At 66.6% G+C, this 14,555-nt stretch carries 18 protein-coding genes; 3 read left to right on the plus strand and 15 right to left on the minus strand.

Features of this window, described 5'->3' with window-relative positions:
* Positions 1 to 870 (plus strand): potassium-transporting ATPase subunit C, encoded by an 870-nt coding sequence (locus tag IBX22_RS08015; RefSeq protein ID WP_194814676.1) that lies wholly within the window; start codon positions 1 to 3, stop codon positions 868 to 870.
* Positions 871 to 874: 4 nt separating this feature from the next.
* Here IBX22_RS08015 and IBX22_RS08020 read toward each other — a convergent pair whose 3' ends face one another.
* From IBX22_RS08020 to IBX22_RS08030, 3 genes are all read right to left on the minus strand, one after another.
* Complete coding sequence (locus IBX22_RS08020; RefSeq protein ID WP_194814677.1) at positions 875 to 1,660, minus strand: MerR family transcriptional regulator; 786 nt, start codon at positions 1,658 to 1,660, stop codon at positions 875 to 877.
* Complete coding sequence (locus tag IBX22_RS08025; protein ID WP_194814678.1) at positions 1,657 to 2,490, minus strand: SDR family oxidoreductase; 834 nt, start codon at positions 2,488 to 2,490, stop codon at positions 1,657 to 1,659. Before IBX22_RS08025 ends, IBX22_RS08020 begins: the two co-directional genes overlap by 4 nt.
* A 319-nt stretch (positions 2,491 to 2,809) precedes the next feature.
* Positions 2,810 to 3,385, minus strand: a complete 576-nt coding sequence (locus IBX22_RS08030) for a YdcF family protein (RefSeq protein WP_194814679.1) — start codon at positions 3,383 to 3,385, stop codon at positions 2,810 to 2,812.
* A 73-nt stretch (positions 3,386 to 3,458) separates the two neighbouring features.
* Here IBX22_RS08030 and IBX22_RS08035 point away from each other — a divergent pair, with 73 nt between their 5' ends.
* Positions 3,459 to 3,932 (plus strand): VOC family protein, encoded by a 474-nt coding sequence (locus IBX22_RS08035; RefSeq protein WP_194814680.1) that lies wholly within the window; start codon positions 3,459 to 3,461, stop codon positions 3,930 to 3,932.
* Position 3,933: 1 nt separating this feature from the next.
* Here IBX22_RS08035 and IBX22_RS08040 read toward each other — a convergent pair whose 3' ends face one another.
* The 11 genes from IBX22_RS08040 to IBX22_RS08090 all read right to left on the minus strand — a co-directional run bounded on the left by IBX22_RS08040 (position 3,934) and on the right by IBX22_RS08090 (position 13,279).
* Positions 3,934 to 5,019 carry a winged helix DNA-binding domain-containing protein gene (locus IBX22_RS08040; RefSeq protein WP_194814681.1) on the minus strand — a complete coding sequence of 362 codons (1,086 nt, stop codon included), beginning with the start codon at positions 5,017 to 5,019 and terminating at the stop codon, positions 3,934 to 3,936.
* A gap of 43 nt (positions 5,020 to 5,062) precedes the next feature.
* The gene (locus IBX22_RS08045) at positions 5,063 to 5,503 is read right to left on the minus strand and encodes a carboxymuconolactone decarboxylase family protein (protein ID WP_228538251.1); all 441 of its coding nucleotides are present in this window, start codon (positions 5,501 to 5,503) and stop codon (positions 5,063 to 5,065) included.
* Positions 5,504 to 5,566: 63 nt separating this feature from the next.
* The gene (locus IBX22_RS08050; protein ID WP_309234481.1) at positions 5,567 to 7,123 is read right to left on the minus strand and encodes a substrate-binding domain-containing protein; all 1,557 of its coding nucleotides are present in this window, start codon (positions 7,121 to 7,123) and stop codon (positions 5,567 to 5,569) included.
* Positions 7,124 to 7,212: 89 nt separating this feature from the next.
* On the minus strand, positions 7,213 to 8,238 hold the full coding sequence (locus IBX22_RS08055) for a PHP domain-containing protein (RefSeq protein ID WP_309234482.1): 1,026 nt from the start codon (positions 8,236 to 8,238) through the stop codon (positions 7,213 to 7,215).
* A 25-nt stretch (positions 8,239 to 8,263) separates the two neighbouring features.
* Positions 8,264 to 8,845, minus strand: a complete 582-nt coding sequence (locus tag IBX22_RS08060; protein ID WP_194814683.1) for a dihydrofolate reductase family protein — start codon at positions 8,843 to 8,845, stop codon at positions 8,264 to 8,266.
* A gap of 92 nt (positions 8,846 to 8,937) precedes the next feature.
* Positions 8,938 to 9,843 carry a hypothetical protein gene (locus IBX22_RS08065; protein WP_194814684.1) on the minus strand — a complete coding sequence of 302 codons (906 nt, stop codon included), beginning with the start codon at positions 9,841 to 9,843 and terminating at the stop codon, positions 8,938 to 8,940.
* A gap of 110 nt (positions 9,844 to 9,953) precedes the next feature.
* Complete coding sequence (mutM, locus tag IBX22_RS08070; RefSeq protein WP_194814685.1) at positions 9,954 to 10,814, minus strand: bifunctional DNA-formamidopyrimidine glycosylase/DNA-(apurinic or apyrimidinic site) lyase; 861 nt, start codon at positions 10,812 to 10,814, stop codon at positions 9,954 to 9,956.
* A gap of 31 nt (positions 10,815 to 10,845) precedes the next feature.
* Entirely contained in the window at positions 10,846 to 11,568 is a 723-nt protein-coding gene (rnc, locus tag IBX22_RS08075; protein ID WP_194814686.1) for a ribonuclease III, read from the minus strand.
* Positions 11,569 to 11,593: 25 nt separating this feature from the next.
* Complete coding sequence (gene rpmF, locus IBX22_RS08080; RefSeq protein ID WP_014987105.1) at positions 11,594 to 11,776, minus strand: 50S ribosomal protein L32; 183 nt, start codon at positions 11,774 to 11,776, stop codon at positions 11,594 to 11,596.
* Positions 11,777 to 11,817: 41 nt separating this feature from the next.
* Positions 11,818 to 12,423, minus strand: a complete 606-nt coding sequence (locus IBX22_RS08085) for a DUF177 domain-containing protein (RefSeq protein ID WP_194814687.1) — start codon at positions 12,421 to 12,423, stop codon at positions 11,818 to 11,820.
* Positions 12,424 to 12,532: 109 nt separating this feature from the next.
* Positions 12,533 to 13,279 carry a DivIVA domain-containing protein gene (locus IBX22_RS08090; RefSeq protein ID WP_194814688.1) on the minus strand — a complete coding sequence of 249 codons (747 nt, stop codon included), beginning with the start codon at positions 13,277 to 13,279 and terminating at the stop codon, positions 12,533 to 12,535.
* A 201-nt stretch (positions 13,280 to 13,480) separates the two neighbouring features.
* Between IBX22_RS08090 and IBX22_RS08095 the strand changes: the two genes are divergently transcribed.
* Positions 13,481 to 13,993: a GtrA family protein gene (locus IBX22_RS08095; protein ID WP_194814689.1), complete on the plus strand. Its 513-nt coding sequence runs from the start codon at positions 13,481 to 13,483 to the stop codon at positions 13,991 to 13,993.
* 49 nt (positions 13,994 to 14,042) lie between these two features.
* Here the strand turns inward: IBX22_RS08095 and coaD are convergent, their stop codons facing one another.
* Positions 14,043 to 14,528 carry a pantetheine-phosphate adenylyltransferase gene (coaD, locus tag IBX22_RS08100; protein ID WP_194814690.1) on the minus strand — a complete coding sequence of 162 codons (486 nt, stop codon included), beginning with the start codon at positions 14,526 to 14,528 and terminating at the stop codon, positions 14,043 to 14,045.
* Positions 14,529 to 14,555: the final 27 nt, after the last annotated feature.

Consider the following 14,555-nt stretch of genomic DNA (forward strand, 5'->3'; position numbering starts at 1 on the left):
ATGCGACTGTCAACCTGGATCCGGCAGCATCTCGCCGCGCTGCGCGCACTATTGGTCCTCACCGCCATCACCGGAATCGTCTATCCCCTGGCGGTTTACGCCTTCGCCCAGCTCCCCGGACTGCACGACGGAGCCGAGGGGTCACTGCAGCGGGTCGATGGAAAGGTGGTGGGCTCCAGCCTGATCGGGCAGTCCTTCACCGATTCCGACGGCAAGGCGCTGCCGCAGTACTTCCAGAGCCGGCCGTCCGCGGCGGGTGACGGGTACGACCCGATGTCCAGCTCCGCGAGCAATCTCGGGCCCGAGGACATCATCGATACCGATTCGCGCAAAAGCCTTTTGACGCAGGTGTGCACGCGAAGCAAGGAGATCGGCGACCGTGAGGGGGTCGACGGATCCCGGCCGTTCTGCACCGAAGAGGGTGTCGGAGCCGTGCTTTCGGTCATCGGGCCGCGCGATAAGGATGGCGATGTCTCGCGTCCGACCCGCGTGGTCAGTGTGAACGAGGCCTGCCCGGCAACGCCGTTCCTCGGCTCCTACCGGGGTGTTCCGGTGGAATGCGCGAAGCCGGGCGAGGACTATTCGGCCGGGCGGATCGTGCCCATTCGTGGTGCCGCACCCGCCGACTCCGCCGTCCCCGCCGACGCCGTGACCGCCAGTGGCAGTGGCCTGGACCCGAACATCTCGCCCGAGTACGCGGCCATTCAGGTCGCGCGGATCGCCGAGGTGCGCGGGATCACCTTCGACCAGGTGCAGGAAGTCGTTGCGGCACATAGCAAAGGCCGCACCATCGGGTTCCTCGGTGAGCCACGGGTGAACGTGCTGCAGTTGAACATGGAGCTGGATCGGCGGTACCCGGTCAAGGGGTGAGCTGTCAGGGTGTGTCCGGCCTGGGGATGTAGATGCCCGCGGCGCGGAGCTTGGCTTCGATGAGCGCGACCACCTGCGCCGCGGCGGACTCCTGCTCCTCGCCGTGGTGGGCGATGATCCGATACCGGGTCGCGGCTTCGGTGCGGGCTTGCATCCCGGTCAGGATCTTCAGTTGCTCCGGGTTGGCCAGGTAGTGGTCTGCCATCGTATCCGCGAGTTCGGGGATGCGAGGGTCATCCGGTTCCCAGGTCGCGACCTGGGAACCGCGCAGGCTGATGGCGACGAACTGCGGGTCTTCCAGGGCTTTCCCGAGGTGCGTGAGGTATTCGTCGAAACTTTCCGGCACCAGGGCCTTGGCCAGCACCCAACCCTCCCGGGCGGCCGCGACCTCCTCCGGGGCGAAGCCGAGGCCGGGCATCCGCTCCAGCAGTGCCACCGCGCGATCGGGGAGCAGCGCCCGGTTGCCGTCGGCGAGCCGGTGCAGGGTGTCGCGCCGGGCGGTCAGTTCCTCGATCCGCGCGGTGAGGTCCCGTTCGACGCCTGCGAGCGCGGCGGCGAACTGCGCGGCGTCGGCGTCGAGCAGGGGCCCGATCTCGGCCAGCGGCACGCCGGCCGCGGCCAGCGTCCGGACCTGGACCAGGCGCAACAGGTCCGCTGAGGCGTAGCGGCGATAGCCGGAGCTGTCGCGATCGGGTTCCTCGACCAGGCCTTGCTTGTGATAGTGCCGCACGGTCTTGACCGTGACGCCGACGAAGGCCGCCGCCTGCCCGATCGTGACCCCGTTGCTCATCGGCGCTTGATGCCGCTCGCGAAGGACAGGAGCGTGTCCAGCACCGGTGTCGGTGTGAAAGAGGCGGCGACGACTTGCGCCTTGCCTGCCAGTCCAACAACGTAGCGGGCCTTCGGTTTACGCGCGGTGAGTGCGCGCTCCACATCGTCGACGACGGTCTTGACCGGGGCCGCGATCTTCTGGACCTGCGCCGCCATCTTGCGCATGCCCGCCAGCTGCGGCCCGTACAGCTCGCGCTGTGCGGGCGTCAGACGTTCCAGGCCGGCGTCGACCATGTCCAGCGCCCCGCCCCACATGTCGGTTTCGGTCGGGCCGGGCTCCACCATCGACACCGGAATTCCCCACGGCCGCAACTCGATTCGCAGCGCGTCGACCATGCCCTCGAGCGCGAATTTCGAGGAGTTGTAGGCGCCGGTCCCCGGGGTCGAGATGCGCCCGCTGAGCGAGGACACGAACACGATCCGGCCCTTGTTCGTCCGTAGTCGCGGCAGCACGGCCTGGGTCACCGCGATCGTCCCGAAGACGTTCACCTCGAACTGCCGCCGCAGATCGTCCACGGTGAGCGTCTCCACCGGGCCATCGACCACGATGCCCGCGTTGTTGACGACAGCATCCAGCTCAGCGGGCAGTACCTCATCGAGTGCGGCGATCTGTCCGGCGTCGGTGATATCCAGCACAATCGGGACAATCGCCGAGTGTTCGGCGGCCAGCGCCTCCCCATCGGCGATCTTTCGCACTCCGGCATATACCCGCCAGCCCTTTTCGGCCAAACGTAGCGAAAGCGCCTTACCGATACCGCGTCCCGCCCCGGTCACCAACACAGATTTCATGCGCCGAGCCTAATGGCCGTAACTATCGCCGGGCATCGCCCGATCGAATCCATAGGGGTTCGTCGGTGGGAGTCGCGATGGGTAACGAAGGCGGTCGGTCCGACGCGCCCACACAAGGTTTCCTCAGCGACGTCCTCCGACATGCAAACGCCTTCCGACCTGTACTCGGGGCCTGCGCCTGCCTCGCGATTTTCATCGGTGGCGTCGTCGCTTTCGCGAACACAGCGGAGGAGAACGTCCCGTATCGGGTCAACCACCCGGTGGTCATCAAACCACTCACGACAACCCCGACGCCGGAAACCAGCCCGGCGCCGCCGAGCTAGCGGCCCGGGGCGTCCTTCCGTAATCCGTAGAGCGCGAGCAGCGGCTTCAGTGGCATCCACTCACCGAACCGATACTCCGCGCCGGGAACGAGCCTTGATGCCAGATCAGGGTCCTGCCGCGCGAGGTAGCGCCGGGCCTTCTCCGCGTGCAGCGGGACCGACACGATCTTGATCCGATCCGCGTCCTGCAGAAATGGGATCGCGAACGAGATGTTCTCCCAGGTACTTCGGCTCTTCTCCTCCAACACGAACGCGCCGCGGTACCCGCGAATATCTCTGGCGTACGCGGCCATCAGCGCCGCCTCGCTGTGCGGCCCCGCGCACGCGCCGCCACAGAACAGGACCCGGCTATCGACCGCACCGGAGTCGATGGAGCGCAAACCGGCCCGCACCCGCCACCGGTTCATGGCGTTGGCCCGCGCACCCGAATTGCGATACCCCAGCACCACCACGACCTCGGAATCACCGCGAGCGGACCCCACTCCGCGGCGTGCGGCGCGCCAGTTCGCCCACTCACCCCACAGCAGCACCAGCACGAGACCGCCGACCGTCAGCCGAGTCCGTTTCCGCATCGGATCAGCCAAGCACACCAGTGATCAGGAATCGAGAAGCCCTGGGACCCTCCGCGCGCCTACCGTAATTCTCATGTGCAACACACCTTTTGAACCGCCCCGCCCGGCCTCCCTGGCTCTGCAGTACGTCCAGATCACGGTCCTCGATTTCGACGAGTCCCTGGCCTTCTACCGCGACGCCCTGGGCCTGGAACTCGTCAACGACCTCGGTTCCGGCGACAAACGCTGGGTCAACCTCACCAGCCCCACCCAGCCCGGCCTGGAATACGTCCTGTCCCGCCCGCACGCCGGCCGCTCCAAGGAAGACGGCGATGCCCTGCAGGCCGTCCTCGTCAAGGGCATCCTCCCGATGCTCGTCTTCACCACCGACGACCTCGACGCCACCTTCGAACGCGTCAAAGCCTCCGGCGCCGAAGTTCTCCAGGAACCCGTCGACCGCCCCTGGGGCCCCCGCGACTCCGCCTTCCGCGACCCGTCGGGCACCACAGTCCGCATCCAGCAGGGCGAAGTCCGCCGCCGCCCGAAGAAGACCGCCCCCACTTCGTGAATCACCCCTCGATGACAACCTTGCTTTCTTCGCCCGGCGCGATGAACGGCAGCAGCGCTTCCGCCTCGGCCCGCACCGCTACCTCGTCGGCGCTGGGCAGCGGATGCCAGGGGGTGATGCGCAGGGTGGCGCCGTCGAGGGCCCAGCGGCCGTGCACGAAGCCGTCCACCAGGTACATGGGAACACCGGCCGAGGCTTCCTTCGCGATGCTCTGCCGGTCTTCCTCGGCGATGATGCGGCGGCGATCCTTGTGGCCGAGGACCGCGTTGTCGAAGGCGGGGAGGAAGCGGACCGGGACCTCCAGGTCGGGGTCGGCCAGCGGGGCGTCAGGGAGATCGAAGAGCACCTTGTGCTGGTCGTCGGTGAAAACTGTTAGTTCCGACCGCATTCCGTCGATGACCTCGGCCAGTTTGGTGGTGCCGGACCAGGCTTGCATGTCGGCCACGGTGGCCGGGCCGAAGGCGGCCAGGTAGCGGCGGATCATTTGTCGCGGGTCGGCCGGGGTCAGCGGCGTGCCGATCCATTCGTCGGCGAGGCTGACCGTGACGTAGCGGTTGCGCCAGCGGCCCCAGGAGCCGGTTTCGGCGCTGTGCGCCAGCGGGACCATGACTTCTACCGATTCGGCGAGCCTGCGGACGTGCCGCTCCGGGAAGTGTTCGGCGAGCAGCTTGCCGAAATCGCTGCGGGACAACGCCTTACCGGATAGGAGCTCGCGGCCGGTGGCCGCCAGCCGGACCAGATCGACGCCTTCGATTTCCTCGCGGTAGTAGGCCGCTTTCAGCATCGCATCGATCCAGGGCTGCACGGTGGGACGCAGCCAGCTGAAATCCTCGGCCGTGGCCAGGTGGACCGTGCGGCGAATCATGGTGGAGCGCACCAGTTTCCGGTCTTGCAGCAGGGATTCCAGGTCGGCGTGGGCGAAATCGGCCAGCCGCGTCCACAATCCGACGTAGGGCCAGTTCGGTTCCTGGCCCTGGACCGCCACGAGATGCCGGACCAGCTCCAGCGGCGTGAGCTCGACCCGCTCGGCCAGCATCTGGCGCACCAGCAGCGTCCGGTTCAATTCCCGCAGCGATAGTTCGGTCATAGTTCCATCCTGGCTCAGACCACCGACATATTCGCAGTCGAACTCAGGGCGCGGCCGGCTCCATCCGCAGCGGCACCCCGATCCGATTCCACAGGTTGATCATGGCGGTCACCGCGACCAGACCCGCGCGGGCGTCTTCCTCGAAGTGCTTCTCGACGCCGGCCCACACCTCGTCGGTCACACCGTGCGGCCCGAGCGTGGTCACCTCCTCGGCGTAGGCGAGCGCGGCCTTCTCGGCATCGGTGAACTTCACCGACTCCCGCCAGGCGTTCAGGTAGTAGATGCGCTGCTCGGTTTCGCCGTGCAGCCGGGCATCGGTGGTGTGCATGTCGATGCAGAACAGGCAGCCGTTGATCTGGGAAACCCGGATCTTGACCAGTTCCCGGACGGTGGCGTCGAGCGGCCCGCGGCGAATCGCCATCTCGGCGTCGTACCAGCCTTTATAGACCTCGGGGGCGAGTCCGGGCAGGTTCAGGCGAGGCATAGGATGTCCTTTCGTCGGTCTTCACCAGCTAGACGACACAGCCCTGGCAAATGTGACACGCGCCTAAGAGTCCGGCAAGCATCGTTCCCGGTCGGGCAGGTCATCACAGGGTGCGTTGCCGAAAGCGCGCAGCACCTCCTGGCCGGTCTGCTCGGTCAGGAACCGCAGGAACGCCGCCGCCAGCGAGTCGCCGGGCGGGTCACCGTAGCTGTAGGCGTACTCCACGCCCCAGAACGGATAGGTCCGGGTGATCGCGGCATCCCGGTCGGCTCGGACGCCGGCGATGGTGACCGGCACCACGTCGGCCTTGCTCGCCTCGGCGAACGCGCTGTAGCCGATCGCGCCGGGCAGTTCGGCGACGGCCGCGATCATGTCGCTGGTCACCTGCACGTCGCAGTGCTCGGGTTTCGTACCGATCAAATCCTTGATGCCGGTGCAGCTCACGTGCCGACGCGGCGGCTGCTGGGCGGCGTCGAGGAGTCGCCGATCGAAGGTGTCACGGGTACCCGAGCCGGGCAGCCGGTTCACCAGCACCACTGGGATATCCCTGCCGCCCACCTCTTTCCAGTTGGTGATCCGATCCTGATAGAGGTCACGCACCTGCGCGACGGTGAGGTCGCGCACCCCCACATCCTTGTGCACGATCACCGAGAACAGCGCCACCGCCAGCGCCCGATGCCGCAACGCCGGATACGCGACGCCTTTCGAGCCGTCGCTGATCGCCAGCAATTCACGATTGTCCTTGCCCTGCACCGTGACTCGATCCAGACCGCGCTCGGTACCTTCGAATCCGAATTCGAATTCCGCACGCGTGCACCGTTTCGCGTACTGCGCCGCCGCCTCCCGGACGACCGGTTCGAAGGCCGAGGATCCGACCAGGGTGAGCCGGCCCGTCGCGCAGTCCGCCGGCGCCGGTTCCGGCTCGAACACCGCGACCGCGAACTGCACGACGATCACCAGCACCAGAAACGCCACGAGCGCCAGCATCATGCGCGAAATCCCGGTCCGGCTCTCGGTTTCGGTGACCCGCCCACGCTTGAGGCCGCCGACCAGCACCGGCGCCGGGTACTCGCCACTGCCCTCCGAGCGCTGCAGAATCGCGAGGATCTTGTAGTGGTCCGACCGGTCCAGCGGCACCTTGGGCAGATCGATCACCCCGATGTGCCCGCCGGTGTCCTCGCGCACCCCGATGCCGGAATTGCTGCCGAGACTGTCGGCCAGGGCCTGGTCACTGAGTTCGGTCACCGCCATCCCGATCACCCGGCGCTGCGGAAAGCGCAGGTGCAGACCGATTCTCGGCGACGGCAGCAGATAGTCCGCGGTCTCGATGGCGATCGCGCCGCTGTTCTCGATGCGAACCAGCACTACCGACAGATCGCGCAATTCCGCGGAGTCCGAGCGCAATTGCTCGAGCACGCCGGGGAACACCGAGGTGATCTCCCCGGTGACGGGCGTATCCATCTGCACGCGGTAACCGAGTCGGCGCCGTCCGACCACGACGAACTCCCACAGGAACGCGCCGACCGGCACCGCGATACCGACAAGCGCCAGAACGGTATCGAGCGGAAAGTCGCCCACCAGAAATCCCACTCCCCACAGATCCGGCAGCCGCAGCAGCACTTGCCACCTATTGTCGGCCCGCTCGGCCGCTGCGACGATGATCTACGGCAGTGTTCGCCAACAGTTCACCGGATCGCCACCGGGCCGATCTAGCGGGTGCGCCAGGCCAGCAGCTCGTCCAGCGGCCAGGTATTGATGACACGTTCCGCGGGAACATCATTGGCGACCGCGCGTTCGCACCCGTACCCCTGCCAGTCCAGCTGGCCGGGGGCGTGCGCGTCGGTATCGATGGAGAAATAGCAGCCGGTCTCCACGGCCAGCTTCATCAACCGCGAGGGCGGATCCTGGCGCTCCGGACGGCAATTGATCTCGACAGCGGTGCCGTACTGCTTGCAGGCCTCGAACACCACCTCGGCGTCGAAGGAGGACTCCGGCCGGGTGCCGCGCCCGCCGGTCACCAGCCGCCCGGTGCAGTGCCCGAGCACGTCCACATTCGGGTTCGCGACGGCGTACACCATGCGCTTGGTCATCACATCGCTGTCGGCCCGCAGATGCGAATGCACGCTCGCCACAACGATATCCAGCTCAGCGAGCAGATCCGCTTCCTGATCGAGCGTGCCGTCGTCGAGGATGTCGACTTCGATGCCGGTGAGGATCCGGAACGGGGCGAGCTGCTCGTTCAGTTCCGCCACGATCTCGAGCTGCCGCCGCAATCGGCTCGCGGACAACCCGTTGGCCACGGTCAAGCGCGGCGAATGATCGGTCAGCGCGCAGTACTCGTGCCCCAATGCCGCTGCGACGCCCATCATCTCGTTGATCGGACTACCACCGTCGGACCAGTTCGAGTGCGTGTGCAGATCACCCCGCAGCAGCGAGCGCAGCGGTTTGCCCGGCGCGCCGATCGGTTTCGCCTCGGTCCGCAGGCCGACCAGATAGTCCGGGATCGCACCGGCGCACGCCTGCTCGATGACGGCGGCGGTCTTCGGCCCGATCCCGGACAACTCCTGCCAGCTGTGCGCCCGTTCATGTTTCGCGCGCTCGGCCTCGGACAGCTCGGCGACCACGTCAGCCGCGCGCCGATACGCCTTCACCCGATGCGTCTCGGCGCGACTGCGTTCCAACCAGAACCCGATTTCGCGCAGCGCCTCGACGGGGCCCGGTACGGGGCCCGTCACGGTCGAATCCTGGTCGGCCACAGCGTTATCGAATCCGGCTGTACTTCACGAAGGCGACTCCGTCCTCGAAGACACGACTGGTGATCACCCGGAACCGCGCCGGATCGGGCAGTCGCGGCCCGGACCCGAACAGCGACTTACCGCGCCCCAGCACGATCGGATACAGCTTCAGGAAGATCTGATCGATCTCCGGCAGCAGCACCTGCGCGAGCTCCCCGCCACCGCACAGCCAGATCCCCAGCCCCTTCTCACGTTTCAGCTCCTGCACCTTCGACACCGGATCAGCGGCGATCAATTCGACTGCCGGGTCGGGAGTTTCGGGCAGCGTGGTGGACACCACGAACTGCCGTAGATGCGCGTATGGGCTCGACGTGCCGGTCCGCACCCCGAAGTCGTGCGTCTTACGTCCCATCAGCACGGTGTCGAAGTAGGCGGCCTTCTTGGTGACGCCCCTTGCCTCGCGCACCTTCGTCGGCAGCGTCTCCGGGTATTGCGCGGTGATCGCCGGACCGTGGTCACCCCCCACCGGGAAGAAATCGACCGAGCCCTCCTCGGTGGCGATGAAACCGTCGATCGTCGACGCGACGTAATACGTGAGCTTGCGCATGTGGTCCTTCCTCCCAGGGCGCCCGGCCTCATGCCCGGGCCCCTTAGAGAAACGGTAGCTCGGTTTGCTCACACCCCGCGAGCCTTCTGTTCTTAGGGGCAGGTGTCGAAGTCCTCGCGCATCCTGTGCTGGACGGTGAGGGCCGGGGGGCTGAGCGTGTCGTCGAAGACGGTGGGGGGCGAGTAGTCGCAGCCGCCGACGTGGACGAAGCCTTCGTTGCGTTTTGCTTCGGTGTAATAGAAGAACCAGTTCCACTCCAGGCGCAGGGGGTGGGTGGTGGTCGGATCCAACGTCCTGACGGTGTGGGCCAGCTGGTCGTAGGCGAGGTCGGGGTCGACCGGCGACGGCTCCGGGTTGCGCACCGTCAGCTGGTTGATGTGGCTGTTGCTGATTACGACGAAGGTAGGAGTCCAGGGGATTGCGGAGAGCTGGCGGCGAAGCTCCGCTTCCCGGTCGGCGGATAACGGCAGGCTGACGTTCCAGTGTTCATGCGCCGTGGTCTTAATCAAGGCCTCTGCGGCGGTCGTGGCGCCGATCATCGCCCGGATCGCGGCGAGCGGTTCCGCTGTGCTGGTCTGCACGTCCGAGACGGAGATGCGCGGTGTGGGGCTCACGTCCCAGAAGATCCTGCCATCAGGCACTGACGCGGTGTACTGGCGGACGTTCCGGACCGCAGCGAGGAAGGAGTCCGCCTCGAGATTTTTGGTGGCGCCGATCCCTGCTCTGTCGCCGACGGTGAATGAGAAGCGTCGTTCCCGTAAGCCGTCGAATGTGCCCATGGACTTGGTGAGGCGGGTGAGGACGTCACTGATCTGCGGCTCGGTCGCGTCGGGCAGGTTTGCGCTGATTTGGAAGTAGCTGTTGCCCTCGAAGAAGTCGTCGGCAACCGACACTTCGAAGCGCTGCACCCCGGGCATGGCCGAGATCTCCTGCTCGAGCTTTTCAGCTTCGGCGCGGTAATCGGTCAGCAGCGCGGAGCAGGCAGTGAGGACGAGCACTGCGACACCGGAGAGCACAGCACATAGTGCGTTCCTGAAAACCACTCTCAGCGCGCGAATCGTACTGCCCCCTCAACGTTTTCGCCGAGGCTAGCACCGCACAGCTCAGCTCACACGCCGCGCGGCTTCGGTTGGCACCGGCCGCAGAAGAAGGAGGAACGATTCATGAACTTCATCCGCTGTACCGGGGCGCCGCATCGGCGGCACGGTTCATCTTCGCGCCCATAGACATTCAACGCTCGCTCGAAGTAGCCGGATTCGCCGTTGACGTTGACGTACAGCGCGTCGAAGGAGGTGCCGCCCGCCTCCAGCGCGTCCCGCATGACGGCGGTCGCATCGGTCAGCAGGGTGCGAACGGCGGGCCGAGTCAGGCCGGAGGCCACCCGGTTGCCGTGGATCTTGGCCCGCCACAGGGCTTCGTCGGCATAGATGTTGCCGACACCGGAGATCACCGTCTGGTCGAGCAGGACCCGTTTGATCTCGGTGTGCTTGGCACGGATGGCGGCGACCGCGAGTTCCAGATCGAAAAGGGGATCCAGCGGGTCGCGGGCGATATGGGCGACAGGTTCGGGGACTCGGGTGCCGCTCACCTCGACGATGGGGGCGAGCGCCCAGCCACCGAAAGTGCGCTGGTCGACGAAGCGCAGCTGGGTTCCGTCATGCAGCGTGGCACGGATGTGCGCGTGTTTCTCGACCGGAGCGTCGGCGGCCTGCACCAGCATCTGCCCGCTCATGCCGAGGTGCACGACCAAGGCAGCCTCGGGGTCGTCGAAGGTGAGCCACAGGAATTTGCCGCGCCGCTGCGCGGATTCGACCCGCAGCCCTTGCAGCCGGGCGGCCAGGTCTGCAGCGCCTTCCAGATGCCGCCGCACGGATCTGGGGTGGGTGATCGAGACCGAGTCGATGACCCGGCCGACCACATGCGCGTCCAGGCCGCGCCGAACCACCTCGACCTCGGGAAGTTCGGGCACGTGTCAGCTCCAGCGTCAGGCAGCGTCTATATCAAGATTCGGCGGTCAAGGCCTGATAGGCGGCGCCCGCCGCTTTCTGCTCGGCTTCCTTCTTGGAACGACCGACACCCTGACCGTAAGAACTGCCACCGATCACCGTGGTAGCGGTGAATTCCTTGTCGTGGTCGGGGCCCGTCGAGGTGATCTCGTAGCTGGGCACGCCGATGCCACGTTCGGCGGTGAGTTCCTGCAGGCTGGTCTTCCAATCGAGGCCGGCGCCCATGCGGGGCCCACGCTCCAGCAGATCGGCGAACAGCCGCAGTACGACCTCGCGCGCCGTATCGATGCCGTGCTCGAGATGCACGGCACCCAGCAGCGACTCCATGCCGTCGGCGAGGATGCTCGGCTTGTCCCGGCCACCGGTGAGCTCTTCGCCCTTACCGAGGTACAGGTGCGGGCCGAGCCCGCCCTGGCCGAGCCCGCGCGCGACCTCAGCGAGCGCGTGCATGTTCACCACACTCGCGCGCAGCTTCGCCAGCTCGCCCTCGGACTTGTCCGGGTGCTCGTGGTAGAGGCGCTCGGTGATGCTCAGGCCGAGTACGGAATCGCCCAGGAACTCCAGGCGCTCATTGGTCGGCAGCCCACCGTTCTCGTAGGCGTACGACCGGTGCGTCAGCGCGAGGCGTAGCAGATCCGGTCGTACGTCGACTCCGAGCGCGGCGAGCAGGCTCGCGTGGTCACCGGTTGCTCCGGTGGCGTCCTTGCTGGCGGTCACGGCGGTATGTGTGGAAATCGAACCGTCAGACGGCTGCGGTGACCTGGCGGCCCTTGTACGTGCCGCAGGACGGGCACGCGATGTGCGGCAGGGTCTTCTCGCCGCAGGCGCGGTTCGGGCAGGTGATCAGGGTCGGCGCGGTGGCCTTCCACTGGCTGCGCCGCGACCTGGTGTTGGAACGGGACATCCGGCGCTTCGGAACGGCCACGACTGACTCTCCTAAGGTCTAAACGGGGGGTTTCTTACTACTTACTGGTCTTGGTCTTGCTTGGGCGATTCAGCGGCAAACGACGCGAGCTTGGCCCAGCGAGGGTCAAGTATCTCATGCGAGTGATCAGATCCCGCAATCGCCATCCGCACGCCACAATCCGCGCACAGTCCCGGGCAATCCGGGGCGCACGTCGGCTGCAGCGGCAGCTCCAGCCCGACGGCGTCGATGATCACCGGTTCCAGGTCGATCGTGTCGTCGACCACGCGTTGCACTTCGTCTTCCTCGGTGGTCTGCTCGGTGGCACTGTCCGGGTAGGCGAACAACTCGGTGAGGTACAGCTGCACCTCACCGGTGAACGGCTCCAGGCAGCGCGAGCACTCCCCCTCGGTCGGCGCGGTCACCGTGCCGGTGACCAGCACACCCTCGGATACCGACTGCAGCATCAGATCGAGCCGCATCTCGGCACCCTTGGGGGCGGCGATCATCTCCAGCCCGATCCGATCCGCGAGGGTCACGGTGCGCTGCACCTCCCGCATGTCACCGGGACGACGACCCAGGCTTCGGGTGTCGAGCACGAAGGCAGCGTCGGGCTCGCGGCGCGAGGCCGCACGCGAACGCGATTCACGACCGCTGTCAGCGGACATCACGAACTCACCTCACGATCGGAAAAGAGAATGGGCAACCACTCCACAGTACTGGAATGGACGGCTCAGTCCCAAATGGAGGCGATGGCCCGGAAGACCGGACGGGCGGTCAGCGGCGGTATTCGCTCACATATTCGGGAGCGCCCGCGCCCGAACGCAGCTGGTGCCGGCCGCGACCGACCGTGCGCAGCGTGGAGTTCAGGGTTTCCTCGAAATCGGCCAGGGTGGAATCGACGTAGTGGTCACACTCGTCGCGCATCCGGTCCGCCTCGACCTGGGCGGAATCGATGAGCCGCGCGGATTCCGCGTGCGCTGCCCGCACCACCTCGGTCTGTTGCACCAGGCGGGACTGCTCGGCCTGCCCCTCGGCGACGGAGCGGTCGTAGGAGGCCTGCCCGGCCTCGATCATGCGCTCGGATTCGACCCGGGCGCGACCGGTGACGTCCTCGTATTCGGCGTTACCGTCGGCGACCACGCGGTCGGCCTCGGCCTGGGCGCTCGCCACCAGGCGATCGGCGTGCGCGCCGGCCTCGGCGACCATCCGGTCGGCGTGTGCCTTGGCGTCGGCGAGGATGCGATCGGCTTCGGCACGGGCCGAGCTGACAGTCTCTTCGGCCTGCTCGTTGGCCGTGGTCACGGTGGTTTCGGCCGCGGATCTGGCGTCGGTGACGAGCTTGTCCCGGTGGTCGAGGACATCCTGGGCATCGTCGAGTTCGCCGGGCAGCGCGTCACGCACGTCGTCGAGCAGCTCGAGCACGTCGCCGCGCGGCACGATGCAATTGCGGGTCGGCGGGATGCCGCGCGCCTCTTCGACGATGGCCACCAGCTCGTCGAGTGCTTCGAATACGCGATACATGGATCACTCCCGCTTCTCTGCCGTGTCTACCAGAGCCAGTGTGCCTCCGATCACCGCCCACGCCGAGACCTCTATCGGTGTGTCGCGACAGTGTCTCGCACGCCACACAAAAGAAGTGGAGATACACCCTCCGCTTGGTGTTACATTCTTATGGAAGACCTGAGAAAGATCTTCTTAAGCACAGTTCGATCGGATATGACCATGACGGTTCTCGAAGCTCCACGGCAGGTGGTTCTGCCCCCGAGCATGTACACACCGTGGGCTGTCGCATACCCCGCCATGGGCGATCTGACCAGCGCGCGGTTCGAAGATCTGATGCGGTACCTGCGCGGCGATCGGGCCTTCGCCCAGTTGATCCGCTTCGCGCTGGTCGGCGGTTCCAGCAATGTCGCCTACGTGCTGCTGTTCTTCGCGATGCACGGCATCGGCCCGCTGGTCGCGAATGTCGCGGGATCGGTCGTCAGCACGATCATCGCCAACGAACTGCACCGCCAGCTCACCTTCCACGCGGCCGGTCGGGTCGGCTGGTTCACCGCGCAATGGGAAGGCGGCGGGCTCGCCCTGATCGGACTCGGCATCAGCACAGCGGGATTGGCGGCCCTGGAGATCTGGGCGCCCGGGCTGGGTGGCGCGGCGCAGGCCGGAGCTGTACTGGCTTTGACCGCCGCGGTCGGCGGGTTGCGGTTCCTCGCGCTGCGCGGTCTCGTCTTCTGACATCGACGACAAAGCCCCGGCTCCCAAGGGACCGGGGCTTTGTTTTGTCTCAGCCCCGCTTTTCGGCGAGGCGGGCGAGCAGGCGCTTGTGGACCAGGGGCGGCAGCATGTCGGCGACATCGCCCCCATAGGCCGCGACCTCCTTGACCAGCGAGCTGGACACGTAGCTGAAGGTCGGGTTGGTGGCGATGAAGAGCGTGTCGACGCCGGTGAGCTTCTTGTTCATCTGCGCCATCTGCAGTTCGTAGACGAAGTCGGTCGCGTCGCGCACACCCTTCACGATCGCGCCGATGCCCTCCTGCGTGGCGAAATCCACGGTCAGACCCTGCCAGGAGGCGACCCGGACATTGGGCAGGTGCGCGGTGGCCTCCCGCAGCATCTCCATCCGTTCGTCGACGGTGAACATGCCCTGCTTCTTCGGGTTGATCGAGACGGTCACCACGACTTCGTCGAATTGCGCCGCTGCCCTGGTGAATACGTCGAGATGCCCGTTGGTCATCGGGTCGAAGGACCCGGGGCACAGTGCTCCAGCCATGAGTGGACGCTACCGCGCGTTCCCCGG

The organism is Nocardia sp. XZ_19_385 (assembly GCF_015355755.1).
Lineage (GTDB): Bacteria > Actinomycetota > Actinomycetes > Mycobacteriales > Mycobacteriaceae > Nocardia.